This window comes from Haloarcula argentinensis DSM 12282, from assembly GCA_000336895.1.
In the GTDB taxonomy this organism is placed as follows: Archaea; Halobacteriota; Halobacteria; order Halobacteriales; family Haloarculaceae; genus Haloarcula; species Haloarcula argentinensis.
In genome coordinates this window covers 142,341-156,986 of the sequence record AOLX01000014.1, presented here as the reverse complement: position 1 = coordinate 156,986, position 14,646 = coordinate 142,341, and the positions used below count along the sequence as shown (strand labels likewise).

Here is a 14,646-nt window from a genome sequence, read left to right as displayed (position 1 = left end):
ATACTGTGACAGAAAGCGACGTAATCAGCTATTTTTTTACCGCGCCGACATGACTCACTGCTAATGGCTGAAACCAGGGCGTGGAAACTCCTCTTGCCGCGCCAACTCCGCCACCTCCCGGCCGATCTGGCAGGAGTCATCGGCGTGGTGATTCTGACGAACCTGGCTGCCCTGCTGCCGGTCGTCTCCGACACGCCGGTCCGCATCGTCGCCGGGCTCGTGTTTGTCCTCTTCATCCCCGGCTATGCGTTCATCGCGGCACTGTTTCCCGAGGCCGGGAGCGGCCCGAATGCTGACGATGAAACCGTCTCGAATCGCGAGGCTGACGGGATTGACGGGATCGAACGGACTGCACTCTCGTTCGGACTCAGTATCGCCCTCGTTCCGCTGGTCGGACTGGTGTTGAACTTCACGCCGTGGGGCATCCGCCTACTTCCGATTCTCGTGTCACTCAGCGGGCTGACGCTCGTGTTGACCGCTGTCGCGGCTGTTCGACGCTGGGCGTTGCCCGCCGATGAACGGTTTCGCGTCCCGTACCGTGCGTGGCTCAGTGCCGGACGTGCGGAGTTGTTCTCGCCGGCCTCACGGACGGACGCGGTCCTGAACGTGCTATTGGTCCTGAGCATCCTGCTTGCGGCCGCCAGCGTTGGCTACGCAGTCACAGTACCAAAGGACGGCGAGCGGTTCAGCGAGTTCTACCTGCTGACCGAAGACGAGGACGGCGAACTTGTCGCTGACGGCTATCCCACGGAGTTTCAACAGGGTGACGGTCGCTCGTTGATCGTCGGTATCGGGAATCAAGAACACGAACGGACGGAGTACACCGTTATCGCCGAGTTACAGCGCGTCGAACGCGTCGGCAACGAGACCCGGGTTCGGGAACGATCGGAACTGCGGCGTTTCCAGCCGACGCTGGGACACAACGAGACTTGGCACCGTCAGCACGAGGTGACACCCAGAATGACTGGTGACAGGCTTCGGCTCCAGTACCTGCTGTACCGCGGTTCACCACCTGAGACTGTGGACCAATCGACCGCGTACCGGGAAGTCCATCTCTGGGTGAACGTAACCGGTTAATCCACGTTCCCGTAGAGGGCAGAGCTAGCCCAAATAAAACGGGGCTGTCCCGCTGCCCGCCCTCGGAACACCGAATCCGGCGAACAGCTTTTGTTTTCTCGGATCATTCAATTCACGGTGTACCCCACAGGCCACTTCCTCCTCGCAGCCGTTCCGCTGACGGTATATACGGTGGTTCGGTGGCGTCACCTCCCGTCCGGGCCGATGGTACTGCTCCTGCTTGTTGCGACGCAACTCCCGGACGTAATCGACAAGCCGCTCGCGTGGACGTTCGCTATTCTTCCAAGTGGGCGTATGCTAGCCCACTCGCTGGTCATCTCGCTCCCCGTCCTCACCGTCGTTGTACTGCTGGCTGCCCACCGTAGCTACGGGCGGTACGCAGTGGTGTTTTCTGCCGGCTACCTCTCGCACATCGCCGGCGACTTCTATCCGATCATGCGACTCGGAACTGACTACTACTTCTTTCCGAACCTGTTCTGGCCGCTGTTGTCAGCAAACCCCGATAGAACGCTGTCGTTTGCGGCGCATTCGCCCGACAGTCTACTCTCGCTTGCCGTCACCCTGATCGTCTTCGGACTGGCCGTCAGCTACAGTCTCGTGACGGTGTACCAGAGATACGAGTAGGTCCCAGCCGAAATACCACAACGGTAATACGTTCACGGCCAGCAGTCGTTGCCACTGAAGCAGTGGGTCTCAAGCGGCGGGTTTCGGGCTATCCGTCAGAGGTCGTGCCTGCTGTTCCCAACACTGGAGAGAGACGGCTAAAACGAAAACGACTGTTCAGACTGGGGCCGCGGATTCGATCGGCGTTTCGCCGCAGTCGACACAGATGTACTCTTCGTCAACGGTGAGCACAACCGGTGAGTTACACTTGATGCACTTGATTTTCGCCGCACGAGATGGCTTTGCGTAGTCCCCCATTGTATGTACCTTACACAGTCATGTTATATGTAAAATTTCATAAAATTATCCCTTTCAGCAACATTGTGTCTGCAACCGCTAGCGACATGATAGTTCAGTTATCCGGAAAACGTAGAGTTCGGATTGGTATACAGCGGGGAAAGAAATCGCGTCAGAGAATAACCGAAGCCGCTGCGTAACCTGTCGAGTTCGTTAGTCCCGTCGTGCCAGGAACCCGGCACCTAGCAGTGCTAGCACCGCGACGAGGACGGTGAAACCGGGACCACTCGATTCCGTGGTTTCGACTGTTCCAGTTGTGGCTGTCTCATCGGGTTGCTGTGCCCCACCTCCTGCGGTCGTAACTGTTTCCGTCGGTTCCGTTCCGTCTTCGGTCTCGGTGCCGTCGTCGGTTTCAGTGTCAGTCGTCGCTTCGTCCGTCGTGTCTTCTTCAGTACTCTCGTTATCGGAGTCGTTGTCGTCGTCAGAGTCGTTGTCGTCGCTATCGTCATCGTCATCGCTGTCACTGTCATCATCGTCGCCATCGTCGCCCGAATCCGTCTCGTTCGACTGTGACAGTGTGACCGTTCCGGTGGCGGAGTTGATCTCGTCTGAGTCTTCGCCAATGGCGATGTGCACGTACGTGTACGTCCCGTTTGGCCAGGAGTCGAGCGTTTCGACATCGACGGTCGTATCGGGGGCATCAGATACCGTCGTCGCCGAGGCATGCATCACGTCATCACCGGTCGAATCCGGTGATGCTTCGGAGAGAACGAATCCGAACAAACCGACCAATCCCGCCGACGGCATCGCTCCTGCCGTCGTCGTGTCCACATCGAAAGTGGCGTCGTCATCGGTTGACGAGACGCCGTTGACACCGTCGAAAGAGTTCTCGACCGTGACCTGGTCTTCGGAGAAGTTCTCACCGAGTTCGCCGGTCACACGGACGGTGCTCGTCCGCTGTTGGAGTTCGTCCTCGTCGAGTACCAGCACGGCGTGTGTGACAGAATCGTCGTCCAGTTCGGTCTCGATATCGAGCGAGACGTTGTCGCCAGCGGTGATATTGTCGGAGGGGGCATCGACCGTAGACGCGCTTTCCTGAACCAGGGTTTGTTCGACGCCGACGACGGTCACATTCCCGTCGGTCGAAACATTGTTGTCCGAAACGGACAGGCCCTGTCCGTCATCGACAGTGACCAGGATAAAGCCGTAGGCACCACCCGAGTCAGGTGTGTACGACGTTTCGAGCACCCCGTTATTGTCTATCGAACCGACCCCTTCCGCGTCATCTAGCAGTTCGACCGAGTTGGCGTTGGAATCGTTCGTAAAGATATCAACCAGATCGGTTCTGATACTTCCTTCGCTAAACCCGGACGCAGATGGGTCTTCAGAAAGTCTGACAGCGAGCAGTTGCGCCTCATCGCCGGCAAGTCCCGTCGTTCCAGCACCGGTCGTTGATTCGAACGTCAGATCCACTGATTCGCCCGTTTCGTGAATCGTGTACTCTTCTCTGTTGAGGGGGACGTCACCGGTCTGGGCGGACTCGATGTTGATATACGTCTCCGGGGCTGCTATCGTCGTTGGGCCGGTTGAGGACGTCCGAAGCGGGAGCAGCGACCGTTCCCAGACATCCACGTTTTCCGTCACTGCTCTCGTTTGCTCTTCATCGACTGGCGTTGCCGCTGCCGACGTTACCGACAAGGGCGCGGCTAACACCAGCAGCACTGTAATCGCACAAATTACAGTTCGTTTTCCTTTTGTTGTTTTATGCATTACTGAATTTTTTCGGAGGGGTATGGTATAATTCTTATGCAGTGACATTCGACGGTACACAGTATCATATCAAGGTTACAAAACATGTAGACACTGTCTGGGAATTTTACAGCGCGAATCATGGATCTTGTCCCGATAAGTTACCCTATTCGTATTTGTGAAAACGGTCCGAGTTGACGTGTTTTTGATAGTAAGGACTCGACAACGGGCCCGGGTTTAACATCAATTAGCCAATATTTTCTGTGTCATTGAGTAGAGTCCGCACACGTCGGCGCACAAAGAGGTGTTGTGTTCGGTGGCCTCAACCAGTGAAGGCCGCCCCGATCAGTTATTCCGCGTCCTCTTCGTCGTCTCCAGTATCATTCTGTCCGTTACCGTTGGCCGGAGGACCGCCACCGTTGCCCGGGCTACCACCGTTATCAGGGCCGCCGCCCGGACTCACTGCCACCGTGCCGGTGTCCGAGTTGATAGTCCCGGTTTCGTTACCGACTGCGACGTGGACGTATTGATACGCACCGTTTGGCCAGGAATCCAGGGTCTGGACCGTCACGTTGGCGTCAGCGTCACCGCTGATAATCGTTGTAGAGGCATGGATAACGTCTCCGTCAGCGTCCGATTCGGCTTCGGAAACCACCGTGCCGAACAGCCCCGGTAACCCGATCGCAGGTATCAACTGGTTCTCGGAGAGGCTGAAACTCCCCAGTCTAGTGTTGCTCCCGACCGTTCCAACACCGCTGACGGCATCGAAGGAATTCTCGACGGAGACCTGGTCAGCGGAGAAACTCTCGTTCAGTTCGCCCGATACGGTCACCGTGCTCGACTGCCGCTGGAGTTCGCCCTGTCGGACCAGCAGGACCGCGTGGGTGGCGTTTTCATCTTCCATCTCAGTGTCGACAGCCAGCGTGACGTTATCACCAGGGTTGACCGGGTTCTGGGTCCGCTCGACGTTCGAGGCGTTGTCCTGCACCACGGCCTGTTCGACGCCGACGACGGTCACGTTCCCCTTGACGGAGACGTTGCCGTCCGACACCGATAGCCCGTCATCACCCTCGTCGACAGTCACCAGAACGAAGCCGTATGCGCCGCCCGATTCGGGGGTGTAGGACGCCTGCAGTTCGCCATCCTCGTCTATCGTGTCGGCGCCTTCCGCGTCATCGAGTAGCTCCGATGACGTAGTGTCCGAGTTATTTGCGAAGACATCTTCGAGGGAAGCGCCGGAAATGTTGCTGGCGTTTACCCCTGCCGTAGTCGGTGCTTCATCCAACTTGACAGCCAGCAGTTGCGCCTCGTCGCCGGCGAGTGCTCTCGTTCCAGCGCCGATCCTTGGTTCGAAGGACATGTTTATCGACTCGTTGCGCTCATGGATCGTCACCGTCCGCTTGTTGAGCGGTAAGTCGCCAGTCGCAGCTGATTCGACGTTGATGAACGTCCGCGGTGCCACTATCGTGGTCGGCCCTTCTGACGTCGTTCGAAGCGTGAGCGGGGACCGCTCCCACACGTCGACGTTTTCGGTCACTGAGATCGACTGGCTCTCAGCAACTGGGGTTGCCCCAGCAGTGGTCGTCACTGATAACGGACCAGCGAGTACCAACGCGACTGCCATGACGAAGATGACAGTCGGTTTTATTATTGGTGTTTTTACCATTACAGAAACATTACTGAAGCCTGTGATATATTTCTTGTGCAGCGGTACTATTTTCGGACCCTCTCAAGCCCTCTATACCGACATATACTATGAACTGGAGTATAATTGACTGTTTTTCTGCAGTTATTGGTTTATGACAAATAGCTACAGATAAGATGGTAATTAACCGATGGTAAAAGAGTCTATATAGTATCTCAGTAACTGTAGCCTGTGTTTAGAGTTGTACTTATTGAACTGATCTGGTACAATTTATTAGAGAGTCGGCTCATCGGTCAGGCGTCACAGGCTAGTTACCGAGGGGTGGCTAAATGTGTGCGCCGCGATTCCACCCGGTCCCAACGAATACTCGGAAACATGGCATCGACTTGTTTTCGGCCGATTGTGACATGGCGGACATTCCTCGGAATCCAGTCTGGACAGAGCATAGTGAACGGTATCGCTGAGACGCGTCTCTGGTACATCGGTTCGGAGAATTGCGAGGGAAGATCGCTCCGTGCGAGTCTTCCGGCACCGGTCGGCCGTCGTCTTCGCAGCGAGACACCATCGGGGTCGATGGCGTACTCACGACCGTGACGAAGGCCGCTCACTGTTTGCGAGGGACCGTGTCGGTCCAACAGTGCGAGGGAAGGGATTTGAACTACGCGGAGGCGGGCAACCGCCCCGCCTTCTCTCGTTCAAACCCTTCCGCGTGCATCCTTCAGCGCCGCGCTGTGCGGCCCCTATGCGATGCGAGGGAAGGGATTTGAACCCTTGGACCCCTACGGGAGCGGATCTTGAGTCCGCCGCCGTTTCCTGGCTTGGCTACCCTCGCACGCGTATTGCATTCGGTACACATGGCGGTACGGTATAAATGTCGTACGGAAGCGACTCAGAGTCAGTGGGACACTATATCATTAATTGAAAGCGTTTGCGCACTGGCCGCACTGTTGCGTGGTCAGTGGTAACCTTTGATGCCCACTGGGCCGATCGAACCGGTGGTTTGACCCACCGGCGAACCAATAGCATAGGCATGGACGACCACACGCGCGACCCGACCGTCGAGGCCCCCGAGGGGAACCCATCGGGCTGGCGAACCGACGGTCAATGGGAACACGAGACGCTCAGGCGAGCCGTCGTCCACGGCGTCCGTCTGTACAACTCCGGCGAGTTCCACGAGTCACACGACTGCTTCGAGGACGAATGGTACAACTACGGCCGCGGGAATACGGAGAGCAAGTTCCTCCACGGGATGGTGCAGGTCGCCGCTGGCGCGTACAAACACTTCGACTTCGAGGACGACGACGGGATGCGGTCGCTGTTTCGCACGTCGCTACAGTACTTCCGTGGCGTCCCCAACGACTACTACGGCGTCGACCTGCTAGATGTGCGAACGACGGTAACGAACGCACTGTCGGACCCGTCGGCGCTGCACGGCTGGCAGATCCGTCTCGACGGCGAGTACCCGACGTGTCGCCCGGAAGACATCGAGTTCGCGGAGTCGCTCGAACATTGACCGAATCCGGATAATTCTAAAGGCTGGAAGCGTTAGCACGGACAGATGCGAATCGAGCAACTGGGAGACGGGGTTCCAGAGGTGGCCGTCGTGGGGAGCATCCACGGCGACGAACCGTGCGGTCGGGACGGCATCGAAGCCGTCCTTGCCGACCCGCCGGAGGTCGAGCGACCGGTCAAGTTCATCATCGCGAACGAGGCCGCCCTCGACGCAAACAAACGATATCTCGATACGGACCTCAACCGATCGTTCCCGGGCGATGCTGACAGCGAATCCCAGGAGGAGCGGTTGGCCGCGGCTCTCGCCGCAGAACTTCAGGACTGTACCGTGCTTTCGCTGCACTCCACGCAGTCCTACGACGGAATGTTCGCTCTCGTCGACGATCTCACGTCGGAAATGGAGGCTCTCTGTAGCGCCATCTCCGTGGACGCCGTCGTACAGACGAAAGGTGCAAACGAGGGGCGATTGTTCGCGACGGTGGACTCCGTCGTCGAAGTCGAGTGTGGCTACCAGGGCTCCGCGGAAGCCGCCGAGAACGCGGAGCAGGTCATCCGGGAGTTCCTCGCTGCCACTGGCGTCTCCGCTGAATCACCCCCACAACGGGACAGGCCACTGCCAGTGTTCCAGCTCGGCAAGCCGATTCCGAAGGTGGCAGCCGACCAGTACGAGGTGTTCGTCCGAAACTTCGAGCCAGTGCCAGAGGGAGACCCTGTGGCAGCAGCCGACGACGAAACCGTCGTCGCGGAGGAGCCCTTCCACCCGGTGTTGCTCTCAGCCTACGGCTACGAGGACGTGTTCGGCTTTACCGCGGATCGGATCGGGATGCTAGACTGACGCGGGGTTATAGCGGGAATCGGTCCAGTCGGTATTTCACTGTCGGATCAGTCATCGTTCTGGGCGAAGACGTCGTACGAGGTATACTCGATCGTATCCGGGTCGTCCGCAAGAACCGGGGCAAGTAGTTCGTCCTCCCAGCGGAGCCACGCATCCGGATACGCCGACTTCGGGAGCGGATCGTCGACAGGACCCCAGACAGCCTCCCAGCTAGCTTGGCTCTCGTACACCCAGACTGCTGCGAACTGGTCCGTACAGCTTCCCTTGATGCCACGCCCGATCCGGTAGTCGACCAGCCCGGGTATGTCATCAAAGAGATTCTCGTCGACTGCCGCCGTAACTGCGTCGCGAAAATCGTCGGGGCTTGCCGAGTCAGCTAATTCGTACTGGTGGATGCTTACGATCATCCCGTAGTGTCGTTTTCGTTTTCTGCCACCATTGCTGTGTTCCCGGCCCAGAATCCCTAGCCGCTTGCAGTGACCCAACTGCTACGTTTTGCGATGGCACAGACGGATTTGTACTCAAGCAGTCGGCCAGCCGCCGTTGTGGCCAAATCCCGTTTATTAGAGAGGCCACAGGTCAGTACACCACGCAGCCACACCATGATTTATTCTCTCACAGACCGTGCTTGAGAATGTATGTCAGAGCAAATCCAGCAGGAACTCGATGTCGATCGGTTCACACTGGGACTCGTCGGACCGGATCAGGAATGGGCCGGCACAGTGGCCGATGGCGGGACCGTTCGCACGCACACGCCCCCAGCGTGCTGGGGGCCGATGATTACCCCCGAGTTCCGTGGCGGCCACGAGGTGACACGGCCGATCCGGGTCGAGAACGCCGAACCCGGTGACGCGCTCGTCGTCCACATCAAAGACGTCGAGGTGACGAGTGTCGCAACAAGCACGGGCAGCATGGCCGAACGCGAGGACGCCTTCGGGAGCGACCCGTTCGTCGACCACCGATGCCCGGAGTGTGGCACCGAGTGGCCCGACAGCGTCGTTGAGGGCACCGGCGAGGACGCGATTCGGTGTGCAGAGTGTAGGGCCAACGCCTCGTCCTTTGGCTTCGAGTTCGGCTACACCGTCGCGTTCGACGAGGACCGCTCCGTTGGGCTCACCGTCGGCCCCGATGGTGCCGCGGACCTCGCGGAACGCGCCGACGAGGCGATGGCACTGCCCGACAACTCCCGGCAACACCCGATTCTGTTGTACAAGCCCGACGAAATCCCGGGCATGCTCGGGCACCTCCGCCCGTTCATCGGGAACATCGGGACGACGCCGTCGGTGGAGTTCCCTGATTCACACAACGCCGGTGACTTCGGCCAGTTCCTCATCGGGGCCGACCACGACTGGGGACTCTCCGATGAATCGGCTCTGGACGCCCGTACGGACGGTCATCTGGACTCGAACGACGTCCGTCCCGGCGCGACGCTCATCTGTCCCGTCGAGATCGACGGCGCAGGGCTCTACGTCGGTGACCTGCACGCCAACCAGGGCGACGGCGAACTCTCGCTTCACACGACCGACGTGAGCGGCCGCACCGAACTCGAAGTGAGCGTCATCAAGGACCTCGACATCGACGGCCCGCTCCTGCTCCCGAACGAGTCAGACCTGCCGGATATCGCCAAGCCGTACACGGACGCGGAGCGAGAGGCGGGTGAAGCCCTCGCCGCCGAACACCACGTCGACGACGTCATCGATGCAGCGCCGCTCCAGATCATTGGGTCCGGCGCGACAATCAACGACGCCACCGAGAACGCGTTCGCACGGGCAGGGACGCTCTTCGGTATGTCAGAGGGAGAGGTCCGGGCACGCTGTACGTTCACCGGCGGCGTCGAAATCGCGCGACTACCCGGCGTCGTGCAGCTCTCGATGCTCGCCCCGATGGACCTCCTCGAAGAGCGGGGCCTCGCTGCTACCGTCCGCGAACAGTACGATCTGTAGTCGAACGGCGGCCGTTGGCGCTCACCCGCCGCGCATCGCCGGGAAAAGTTCGATCGTCGCGTCGGGTGGCACCCGCTCGTCACGGTCAGCACTGTCGCCGTCGACCATCACGCGCACACTCGGTCGGAGGTCACCGCCCTCATCGACCAGCTGTGATTCGGCCCGCGGATACGCGTCGACGAAGGCCGTAATCACGGCTCCAACAGTGTCGCCATCGACAGTAACCTCGACTGTTTTCGCTTCTGTCGCCGCCCGGAGCGGCCCGTATACGGTCACGTCCACACTGCACAGTCAGGTCCCAGACCGCAAAAAGATACATCACCCACTCAATGTCAGCGCTGGATGTGAATGGATTCGCCGGCAAGACAGTCCGACCAGATCGGATACTCCGTCCCGGTTTGTGCAAATGCTATCGCGATTCGAACTGGAACCGAACGTAGAGTCACCGGCTGCGATGACAGATGGCAAACATACAAAAGAGGTTTATAAGCACAATTAAAATCGAACAACTGCTACTATGCCCTCCAAGCAAGCCGTCAGTAGCCTCGGGAGTCTGCTCGCCGTACTCGGGCTCGCCGGGGTCGCAACAGCACAGCCTACAGCCCCGGGTGGTAGTGTGGGCCCGGCGTTCAACGTCGTTCTCCGATTCGGTGTCGGGTTCGTCATTCTCGCAGTATTAGGTGCTGCAGCCGCCGCTATCGGGCCAAAATACACAACTAACGCCGTGCGGGAGATTCAGGACGACCTCGGCGGCGCAATCGGCTGGGGTGTCATCGTCGGCATTTTCGTCCCCATCGGGCTGGTGATACTCGCACTGACAATTATTGGGGCGCTGATCTCGATCCCCGGGTTGCTTCTCATCGGCGTCCTCAGCATCGTCGGTACCGGCATTACTGCCGTCTGGGTCGGGAACTCGGTTATCGGCGATGAGGGAACTGTTAGCACGATAGATGGCGTCGCCGGCGGACTGTTACTGGCCGTCCCCTCCGCAATTCCAGTCGTCGGCGGCCTCCTCCTCAACCTCATAACGCTCGTCGGCCTCGGTGTCGTCGGACGTGGGCTGTACGAGGAATGGACGGACTGAGGGGTTTTTCGATCACTAGTGCAGCGGTTTCTCTCCGTTGCCGACGAGTGGGTTCAGCTGGCACCGGGACAGCCGAGTTCGTGTGGATCGTCGTATACCTCCGGAGGGATCGAGATGGCCGTTGGTTCACCGTACTCACTGTACTGGACCGTGATCGTGGCAGTTGCAGTCGCTCCACGCTGTGAGATTTGTATTCTGAGTTCCGACTGTACCGGTCGGTTCGTTTCCGGATCAAGCCAGAGTCGCGCTGTCGCGTTCTCAAGTGAGCCGCGGCGTAGCTCCATGTCACCAGCCTGTCGGCGATCCATGAGTGATTCGATAGTCTCGGCGCTCGGGGAGGCCGTGACGAGAACAGTCCGGTTGCCGTCAAGCGTCTCATTGCCCCGCCAGTAGACGTTCGAGCGTTCGAAGAGCAGTAGTTGCCGATGGAGCGGCGTCGCGGTCGCCCACGGATCGGAGCGCGATACGTTCTCGACGGCGTAGCCGCCCCAAGGGTCCTGACAGCCCTGGTACGCTTTGTACCCGTCGACATAGGACTCGATCGTCTGGTCTTGCATCCGCGTCGTCGCTTGCATCCGTTTTGCCGAGACGTTTACCGCACCATCTCCGTCGACTCTCACAGTCCGTGACTGCTCACCATCCGACGCTGTCACGTGCATCTCCATCTCGAATCGGTACGCTTTGACGGCGGCGACAGTGCTGTTCGCCTCCTCGACAGCCGCGACGGCTCGTTCGTCGCTCGGCGGCGGACTATCAGTCATGAATGTACCACACCCGGCAAGGAGGGAAACCATGCACACGGCGAGGACCAATCGTCGCATACAGTGTTCTCGCTCGCCCGTCCGTCTAAAATCTCATGGGTCCGACTCGTGACAGCCCAACAGCTGAAAACAGCGCCCTCGCTACACTATAGGGGAAGCTCCCGACAGAATGGAGTCACTGCGTCGTCAGTAACTCCAGTTTCTCGTCTACGCGCTTGGGTCGCAAGTAGGTAGAGAAACAAGCACAGAATGCGAGCGAACAGGCCGCTCCGGTTGGGACTGCTGTAGATCTGGCAATCCTCTCCGGAGAATCGTCATTTCCGCCTGATATGCAGTACCTGGCTTTAGCGTGGTGCAGACACCACTATCTACTGTCGAGTTGGGCTTGCAGGTCCACGACTAGCACGTACGCCACCAGCGTGAGGACGAGCACCGAAAACCCGGTCCAGAGATGCAGATTCACTGCGCCCTCACCGACCCACTGTGGGACTGGCGAGCGTGCGACGGGCGGCTGGAGCGGCCAGAGTAAATCCGACGACACGTACAGGTTCGGAGGCAGGAGTTGCTGATTATCGGCCACCAGATGTGAGAGGTGGGCGAACGCAAACGCCGTTCCAAGTCTGGCCCGGTCCGTTCGGACTGCGTAAGCGATGACGACAATCGAGAGCGGAATCGCGAACGGGAGCGAGTGCATAAACACCCGTCCGGAGGGGATGAGATGAAGTTCGTACGCTAACGGCTTGTCGATGATATCTGGGAACTGGCTACCGAAGAACGTAACCGCGACCAGCTGGAGCGACGGGAGCTGTCTGTCCCGGAGGAGTGCGTACACTGCGACGGGGAGGAGGGCGATGATGAAATGCTCGCTCGGGAGGACCATTTTCTGGTTAGTAGTGCTGAGGTCGTGTGCGAGGAAATGCCTTGTGTGGGATGGGGGTTTGCGCGTGCTATTGCGCCCAGATACACAGTCCACACCGCTCGGTTCACAGAGGCGCTGTGAGTGTTCTTTCGGGTTGTTGCAGGGAGACCTGATTTCTGTGCCGCTGTTGCTGGGACACACCCCACCGTGTCCAGTGTCTTTGGTAGCAGTTGGTTCGTGTCCGGAACGGTGTCTCTCTTTCGACGATAATTGCCAGAGCGGCTCCACGGCTGCCGCCGTGGGTGGTGTTCTGGATGGGTTAGGCGGGGACACACGTGATAGAGCGTATGGTGGTCGCTGCCTGATTGACGAGAAGCCGGTCCCAGACACACCTCGCACCGAGTGTACTGGCTGTCAGTGTCTGAACGACAGCCGCCCATCTCAGACACACCTCGCACCGAGTGAAGATTGATTTCTCCACTGGCTCCGATGAACGTCAGATAACGGTGTTTGAACTGGCAAAAGCTGCGAAGTCGCAAGCAGAATCGAGTATCCGACCAGACTGGTATCTTACAGTAGTCCGCGAGTGGCTCCAACAGACACACACCACGCACCGAGTGTACTGGCCACTGATCGTTGTCGACAGAAGATGCTCGGCAGAAACACATCATGAACCGAGCGGCAGCCGTGGACCTTCGGGCAGTCGTTCAGAGTTTACTATTGGTAGACGGCATGCCACTAGTGAGAGGGGAACTGGTTCGTGTATCCAGATATCGTGCATCGTAGGCTGTGTACCGTATGGCGTGTAGCCATGCGTAACCGAGTGTGAGCACTGTGCCGTTACACTCGGTAGGTGGTGTGTGATTTCTGGTTACTGAGAATATAAAGTGGTTTGAAATAGCATTTTGTTCGGTTTTGAAGAGTTCTGGAGGTTTTCACTCGTTGTCCGGTCGCCACACTTATGATACAGGAATGGTTCTGATAGGGTAGATAATGTCTGGCTCAAATGAGGACGATAATATCTTCAAAACTGGCGGCATATTTGCTAACAGGGAGTTGGTTCGAGTCGGCCACGTCCCTGATCTAGAGCGGGTCGTCGGCAGAGACGACGAAGTCAGCGCTATCGGGCAAGCACTCGGTCCGGCAACGGTCGGCGGCCCACCGGAGAGTACGATCATATATGGGAAGACCGGGACCGGAAAGTCACTCGTTGCGAGGTGTGTGTCTCGTGAGGCGCACTTTGAGGCACAGGCTAACGACGTTTCGTTTCAGCAGGCGTATGTCGACTGCTCCGACTATCAGACCGATGCCAAGGCAAGCCGGGAAATGGCGCGTAAACTGGCGGCGAACCTCGACGCAGATATCGATGTCCCTCGTGTCGGGATCGGAGCCGCCGACTACCGTGACATCACTTGGGACCTGCTTGCGGAGTACGATATTAACTCACTTGTCGTGATTCTCGATGAAATCGACAAGCTAGACGACGACGAACTGTTACGCAGCCTCTCCCGAGCTCGAGAAAGCGGGAAGGCGGAGGCGCACGTCGGTGCCATCTGTATCAGCAACAAAATCGAATATCGCGAGCGGTTGAGCGAACGCATCGACTCCAGTCTTCAGGAGAACGAACTCGTCTTTGACCCCTACGATGCCGGCCAGTTACGGGCGATTTTGGAAAACCGGACAGACGCTTTCAAACCAGACGTGTTGGAGTCCGACGTGATCCCGAAGGTCGCGGCCCTTTCAGCCAAGGAACACGGGGATGCACGGAAAGCGATCGATACGCTGTACGAAGCTGGCCGTCTCGCTGAGAAAGAGGGAACAGGAACAGTCACAGTTTCGCATGTCGATGACGCCGTCCAGCGAGCAGAAGTGAACCGTTTCGAGAAACTCGTTCGTGGGACGACGCCACATGTGAAATATATCCTCCGAGCGCTGGCGCTACTTACCGTCGACAATCCAGCTCAGGAGGCGTTTCGAACCCATCAGATCTACACGCTCTATCTGAAGGTCGCGGAGCAGGCTGGAGCGGATCCGCTCTCCGAGGATCGCGTGTACCGACTGCTGAAAGAACAGTCGTTTCTCGGGGTAACTGAATCGAATCATACGGGGGGAGGAAAAGGTGAAGGGAGTTATCTTGAGCATCGGCTACTTCGGGATCCAGGGGTTGTCATTCAGGCCATTGATAGCTCAACGAAGGGCGGGGACCCATGACGGCACTTCACTCGTTACGAGGTGTGTGGGTCAGTTTCGGTCACGGCACGCTGGGTTAGTCGTCAACCGT

At 58.5% G+C, this 14,646-nt stretch carries 14 protein-coding genes and 1 tRNA gene; 7 read left to right on the top strand and 8 right to left on the bottom strand.

All coding sequences use genetic code 11. The features are described from left to right. The first annotated feature begins 63 nt into the window (after positions 1 to 63). Both C443_RS04405 and C443_RS04400 read left to right on the top strand, forming a co-directional pair. Positions 64 to 1,077, top strand: a complete 1,014-nt coding sequence (locus tag C443_RS04405; protein WP_005534214.1) for a DUF1616 domain-containing protein — start codon at positions 64 to 66, stop codon at positions 1,075 to 1,077. 117 nt (positions 1,078 to 1,194) lie between these two features. After that, on the top strand, positions 1,195 to 1,701 hold the full coding sequence (locus tag C443_RS04400; protein WP_152423020.1) for a metal-dependent hydrolase: 507 nt from the start codon (positions 1,195 to 1,197) through the stop codon (positions 1,699 to 1,701). A 156-nt stretch (positions 1,702 to 1,857) separates the two neighbouring features. Here the strand turns inward: C443_RS04400 and C443_RS21150 are convergent, their stop codons facing one another. From C443_RS21150 to C443_RS04385, 4 genes are all read right to left on the bottom strand, one after another. Next, the gene (locus tag C443_RS21150; protein WP_005534211.1) at positions 1,858 to 1,998 is read right to left on the bottom strand and encodes a hypothetical protein; all 141 of its coding nucleotides are present in this window, start codon (positions 1,996 to 1,998) and stop codon (positions 1,858 to 1,860) included. A gap of 192 nt (positions 1,999 to 2,190) precedes the next feature. Further along, positions 2,191 to 3,747 carry a PGF-CTERM sorting domain-containing protein gene (locus tag C443_RS04395; protein ID WP_229727236.1) on the bottom strand — a complete coding sequence of 519 codons (1,557 nt, stop codon included), beginning with the start codon at positions 3,745 to 3,747 and terminating at the stop codon, positions 2,191 to 2,193. A gap of 328 nt (positions 3,748 to 4,075) precedes the next feature. Next, positions 4,076 to 5,350, bottom strand: coding sequence for a hypothetical protein (locus tag C443_RS04390; protein WP_005534208.1), 1,275 nt, complete (start codon positions 5,348 to 5,350; stop codon positions 4,076 to 4,078). A gap of 769 nt (positions 5,351 to 6,119) precedes the next feature. Further along, positions 6,120 to 6,203 (bottom strand) — tRNA-Leu (locus C443_RS04385). A 198-nt stretch (positions 6,204 to 6,401) separates the two neighbouring features. Here C443_RS04385 and C443_RS04380 point away from each other — a divergent pair. Further along, the gene (locus C443_RS04380) at positions 6,402 to 6,884 is read left to right on the top strand and encodes a DUF309 domain-containing protein (protein WP_005534207.1); all 483 of its coding nucleotides are present in this window, start codon (positions 6,402 to 6,404) and stop codon (positions 6,882 to 6,884) included. A 45-nt stretch (positions 6,885 to 6,929) separates the two neighbouring features. Next, positions 6,930 to 7,718, top strand: a complete 789-nt coding sequence (locus C443_RS04375) for a succinylglutamate desuccinylase/aspartoacylase domain-containing protein (protein ID WP_005534204.1) — start codon at positions 6,930 to 6,932, stop codon at positions 7,716 to 7,718. 47 nt (positions 7,719 to 7,765) lie between these two features. On the opposite strand, the gene C443_RS04370 is transcribed toward C443_RS04375, so the two are convergent. Continuing rightward, the gene (locus C443_RS04370; protein WP_005534203.1) at positions 7,766 to 8,125 is read right to left on the bottom strand and encodes a hypothetical protein; all 360 of its coding nucleotides are present in this window, start codon (positions 8,123 to 8,125) and stop codon (positions 7,766 to 7,768) included. A 231-nt stretch (positions 8,126 to 8,356) separates the two neighbouring features. On the opposite strand from C443_RS04370, the gene C443_RS04365 reads away from it, so the two are divergent. After that, a complete protein-coding gene (locus C443_RS04365) occupies positions 8,357 to 9,661 on the top strand; it encodes an acetamidase/formamidase family protein (protein WP_005534201.1) in 1,305 nt (434 codons plus the stop codon). A gap of 21 nt (positions 9,662 to 9,682) precedes the next feature. Here C443_RS04365 and C443_RS04360 read toward each other — a convergent pair whose 3' ends face one another. Then, positions 9,683 to 9,943, bottom strand: coding sequence for a ubiquitin-like small modifier protein 1 (locus C443_RS04360; RefSeq protein WP_005534199.1), 261 nt, complete (start codon positions 9,941 to 9,943; stop codon positions 9,683 to 9,685). Positions 9,944 to 10,178: 235 nt separating this feature from the next. Here C443_RS04360 and C443_RS04355 point away from each other — a divergent pair, with 235 nt between their 5' ends. After that, positions 10,179 to 10,745, top strand: a complete 567-nt coding sequence (locus C443_RS04355) for a hypothetical protein (RefSeq protein WP_005534197.1) — start codon at positions 10,179 to 10,181, stop codon at positions 10,743 to 10,745. Positions 10,746 to 10,798: 53 nt separating this feature from the next. Here C443_RS04355 and C443_RS04350 read toward each other — a convergent pair whose 3' ends face one another. Together C443_RS04350 and C443_RS04345 are read right to left on the bottom strand one after the other, a co-directional pair. Further along, positions 10,799 to 11,506, bottom strand: a complete 708-nt coding sequence (locus tag C443_RS04350; RefSeq protein ID WP_005534195.1) for a hypothetical protein — start codon at positions 11,504 to 11,506, stop codon at positions 10,799 to 10,801. Between the two features lie 364 nt (positions 11,507 to 11,870). After that, positions 11,871 to 12,386, bottom strand: a complete 516-nt coding sequence (locus C443_RS04345; protein ID WP_005534194.1) for a metal-dependent hydrolase — start codon at positions 12,384 to 12,386, stop codon at positions 11,871 to 11,873. A 972-nt stretch (positions 12,387 to 13,358) separates the two neighbouring features. Between C443_RS04345 and C443_RS04340 the strand changes: the two genes are divergently transcribed. Continuing rightward, positions 13,359 to 14,576, top strand: coding sequence for a Cdc6/Cdc18 family protein (locus C443_RS04340; protein WP_005534193.1), 1,218 nt, complete (start codon positions 13,359 to 13,361; stop codon positions 14,574 to 14,576). The last annotated feature ends 70 nt before the right edge of the window (positions 14,577 to 14,646 follow it).

Bases quoted from the DNA above. Each gene is read 5' to 3' on its own strand.
- C443_RS04375 (WP_005534204.1), top strand. From the start codon at position 6,930: ATGCGAATCGAGCAACTGGGAGACGGGGTTCCAGAGGTGGCCGTCGTG.
- C443_RS04350 (WP_005534195.1), bottom strand. From the start codon at position 11,506: ATGACTGATAGTCCGCCGCCGAGCGACGAACGAGCCGTCGCGGCTGTC.
- C443_RS04355 (WP_005534197.1), top strand. From the start codon at position 10,179: ATGCCCTCCAAGCAAGCCGTCAGTAGCCTCGGGAGTCTGCTCGCCGTA.
- C443_RS21150 (WP_005534211.1), bottom strand. From the start codon at position 1,998: ATGGGGGACTACGCAAAGCCATCTCGTGCGGCGAAAATCAAGTGCATC.
- C443_RS04380 (WP_005534207.1), top strand. From the start codon at position 6,402: ATGGACGACCACACGCGCGACCCGACCGTCGAGGCCCCCGAGGGGAAC.
- C443_RS04390 (WP_005534208.1), bottom strand. From the start codon at position 5,350: ATGGCAGTCGCGTTGGTACTCGCTGGTCCGTTATCAGTGACGACCACT.
- C443_RS04365 (WP_005534201.1), top strand. From the start codon at position 8,357: ATGTCAGAGCAAATCCAGCAGGAACTCGATGTCGATCGGTTCACACTG.
- C443_RS04395 (WP_229727236.1), bottom strand. From the start codon at position 3,747: ATGCATAAAACAACAAAAGGAAAACGAACTGTAATTTGTGCGATTACA.
- C443_RS04370 (WP_005534203.1), bottom strand. From the start codon at position 8,125: ATGATCGTAAGCATCCACCAGTACGAATTAGCTGACTCGGCAAGCCCC.
- C443_RS04345 (WP_005534194.1), bottom strand. From the start codon at position 12,386: ATGGTCCTCCCGAGCGAGCATTTCATCATCGCCCTCCTCCCCGTCGCA.
- C443_RS04405 (WP_005534214.1), top strand. From the start codon at position 64: ATGGCTGAAACCAGGGCGTGGAAACTCCTCTTGCCGCGCCAACTCCGC.
- C443_RS04340 (WP_005534193.1), top strand. From the start codon at position 13,359: ATGTCTGGCTCAAATGAGGACGATAATATCTTCAAAACTGGCGGCATA.